Origin of the sequence: Rhizobacter sp. SG703, from assembly GCF_012275445.1 — a bacterium.
Taxonomy (GTDB): domain Bacteria; phylum Pseudomonadota; class Gammaproteobacteria; order Burkholderiales; family Burkholderiaceae_C; genus Rhizobacter.
Map to the genome: position 1 here is coordinate 1 of NZ_JAAZQK010000026.1, position 3,424 is coordinate 3,424.

A 3,424-nucleotide genomic window follows, 5' to 3' on the forward strand; every position below is an offset into this window, starting at 1 on the left:
GCGCCCAACAAGTTCCAGCAGGCGGCCGCCGCCGGCAAGGGCCCCGACATCTGGATCTGGCCGCACGACCGCATCGGCGAATGGATCGCCGGCGGGCTGCTGCAGCCGGTGACCCCGGGCAAGAAGGTGCTGGCCGACCTGGACCCGCTGGCGGTCAAGGCGTTCGCGGTCGGCGGCAAGCAATGGGGCTACCCGCTGTCGATCGAGGCGGTCTCGCTGGTCTACAACAAGGCGCTGGTGCCCACGCCGCCGAAGACCTTCGACGAGGTGATCGCGCTGGACAAGAAGCTGTCCGCGTCGGGCAAGAAGGCGATCCTGTGGGACTACAACAACACGTACTTCACGTGGCCGCTGCTGGCCGCCGGCGGCGGGTATCCGTTCAAGCTGAAGGCCGACGGCAACTTCGATGCGGGCGACACCGGCGTCAACAACGCCGGGGCGCTGAAGGGCGCGGAGCTGTTGAACAAGCTCGTGAAGGACGGCGTGATGACCAAGGGCGCCGGCTACGCCGAGATGGAAGCCGGCATGGCCCAAGGCAAGGTCGCGATGATGATCAACGGCCCGTGGTCGTGGGACAACCTGAAGAAGGCCAACATCGACTTCGGCGTGGCCAAGATCCCGAGCGTCAACGGCAAGAAGGCCGCGCCCTTCGTCGGCGTGCTCGGCGCGATGATCTCGAAGGCGTCGCCGAACCGGGACGTCGCGGTGGAGTTCATCGAGAACTTCATGCTCGCCCCGAAGGGCCTGAAGACGATCAACGACGACGTGCCGCTGGGGACGCCCGCGAGCAAGGCGCTGTTTGCCGAGCTGAAGGCCAACCCGAACATCCAGGCGACGATGGCCAGCGCCCAGGACGGCGCGCCGATGCCCAACAACCCGGAGATGGGGCGCTTCTGGTCGTCGATGGAGTCGGCGCTGAAGAACATGACCGAAGGCCGCCAGCAGCCGAAGGAGGCGCTGGACGCCGCGGCCAAGCGGATCACGGCCAAGTAAGCCGCAAGGGCACCCGGCTGTGATGAACCTGCGGCTGCGCCCCGGCCCGGCCCTGCTGGCGCTCGCGTGGGGGTCCCTGTTGGTGGGGGCGCTCTACGTGGTCGCGATGGTCTACGCGGCCGGCCAGACGCTGCTGGCCGCGACGATGCTCGCGATCACCGCGCTCGCGCTGTGGGTCTACAGCTCGGCCAGGACCTACGCGTGGCGCTACCTGTTCCCCGGCATCGCCGCCGCGCTCGTCTTCGTCGTCTTCCCGATGGTCTACACGATGGCCATCGGGTTCACGAACTACAGCTCGCGCAACCTGCTGGAGTTTCCAAGGGCCACGCAGTACTTCCTGGACGAGACGTTTCATGGTGGCGATGGCGCGAGCTACGCGTTCACGCTGCACGAGGACGGCCGCGAGTTCCGCCTCCGCCTCGAAGACGCCGACAGCGGCAAGGCCTGGGTCAGCGGGCGGCTCGCGCTCGCGAGCACCGCGCCGCTGGAGGTCCAGCTCGCGCCGCAGGACCCGGCGCAAGCCCCGCTGGCCGAAGCGGCGCAGCTCAAGACCGTGATCGCCAGGCAGAAGAACCTGCAGGCCTTGACGCTGCGCCTGCCCGACAACGACAACAAGCTCGTGATGACCGGCCTGCGCCAGTTCGGCGCCGTGCAGCCGCTGTACCGCCAGAACCCCGACGGCTCGCTGGTGAACCAGCAGACGAACGCGGTGCTGCGCCCGAACATGAGCAGCGGCTTCTACGAGACCGAGACCGGCGAGCGGCTGCAGCCGGGCTTCCAGGTCGGCGTGGGCTTCGCGAACTACCAGCGCATCTTCACCGACCGCGCCTTCCGCGAACCGTTCATCCGCATCTTCGTGTGGACCGTGGTGTTCTCGGCGCTCACCGTGTTCTTCGCCGCCGCGCTCGGCATGTTCCTGGCCGTCCTGTTCAACTGGGATGCGCTGCGCTTCAAGGGGCTGTACCGCACGCTCTTGTTCCTGCCGTACGCGGTGCCGGGTTTCATCTCGATCCTGGTCTTCAAGGGGCTGTTCAACAACAACTTCGGCGAGATCAACCTGATCCTCGATGCCCTCTTCGGCATCAAGCCGGCGTGGTTCTCGGACCCGACGCTGGCCAAGCTGATGCTGCTGATCGTCAACGTGTGGCTCGGCTACCCGTACATGATGGTGATCTGCTCGGGGCTCATCAAGGCGATTCCCGCCGACCTGTACGAGGCCTCGGCGGTGGCCGGCGCGGGGCCGCTCACCAATTTCTGGCGCATCACGCTGCCGCTGATCCTCAAGCCGCTGACGCCGCTGCTGATCTCGGCCTTCGCGTTCAACTTCAACAACTTCGTGCTGATCAGCCTGCTGACCGGCGGACGGCCCGATTTCCTGGACACCAGCGTGCCGGCCGGCACCACCGACCTGCTGGTCAGCTACACCTACCGCATCGCGTTCCAGGACTCGGGCCAGCAGTTCGGGCTGGCCGCGGCGATCTCGACGGTGATCTTCGCGATGGTGGCGGCCATCTCGCTGCTGCAGATGCGCTTCGCGAAGGTCGCAAAGGACTGACATGGCCATCGTCCTCGACAAGAGCCACCGCTGGCGCGTGCTCGCCGCGCACGCGTTCCTGATCGCGCTGGTCGCGCTGGTGATCTTCCCGTTCCTGATGATCCTGTCGATCTCGCTGCGCCCGGGCAACTTCGCCGCCGGCAGCCTGATCCCCGAGACCCTCAGCTTCGAGCACTGGAAGCTCGCGCTCGGGATGTCGTACACCGCGCCGGACGGGCGGCTGGTGAAACCGGATTTCCCGGTGCTGCTGTGGCTGTGGAACTCGGTGAAGGTCGCGAGCCTGACCGCCCTCGTCACGCTGACGCTGTCGACCACCGCCGCCTACGCCTTCGCGCGCATGAAGTTCCACGGCAAGCGCGCCGCGCTCAGCGCGCTGATGCTGATGCAGATGTTCCCGGCGGTGCTCGCGCTGGTGGCGATCTTCGCGATCTTCGACCGCATCGGCAGCGTGTTCCCGTTCTTCGGCATCGACAGCCATGCCTCGTTGCTGCTGGCGTACTCCGGCGGCATCGCGCTGCACGTGTGGACGATCAAGGGCTACTACGACACGATCCCGGTGGAGATCGAGGAGGCGGCCAAGGTCGACGGCGCGACGCCGTGGCAGGCCTTCCGGCTGGTGCTGCTGCCGATGGCGGTGCCGATCCTGATGGTGGTGGCGCTGCTCGCGTTCATCGGCGCGATCATCGAGTACCCGGTCGCGTCGATCCTGCTGCACGAAGAGGCCAAGCTGACGCTGGCGGTCGGCTCCAAGCTGTTCCTGTACGACCAGAAATACCTGTGGGGAGACTTCGCGGCGGCCGCCATCCTCTCCGGGCTGCCGATCACCATCGTGTTCATCCTGGCGCAGAAGTGGATGATCTCGGGGCTCACGGCCGG

The 3,424-nt window shown here is 66.8% G+C and carries 3 protein-coding genes; all 3 read left to right on the forward strand.

Annotation, left to right across the window (positions count from 1 at the left end):
* Nucleotides 1–993: maltose/maltodextrin ABC transporter substrate-binding protein MalE (malE, locus tag FHT26_RS29395; RefSeq protein WP_168563614.1), on the forward strand; the 993-nt coding region annotated here is incomplete at its 5' end.
* A 22-nt stretch (nt 994–1,015) separates the two neighbouring features.
* Entirely contained in the window at nt 1,016–2,548 is a 1,533-nt protein-coding gene (malF, locus tag FHT26_RS29400; RefSeq protein WP_168563615.1) for a maltose ABC transporter permease MalF, read from the forward strand.
* 1 nt (nt 2,549) lies between these two features.
* A partial coding sequence (gene malG / locus FHT26_RS29405) for a maltose ABC transporter permease MalG (RefSeq protein ID WP_168563616.1) occupies nt 2,550–3,424 on the forward strand: 875 nt, incomplete at its 3' end.

Bases quoted from the DNA above. Each gene is read 5' to 3' on its own strand.
- malF (WP_168563615.1), top strand. From the start codon at position 1,016: ATGAACCTGCGGCTGCGCCCCGGCCCGGCCCTGCTGGCGCTCGCGTGG.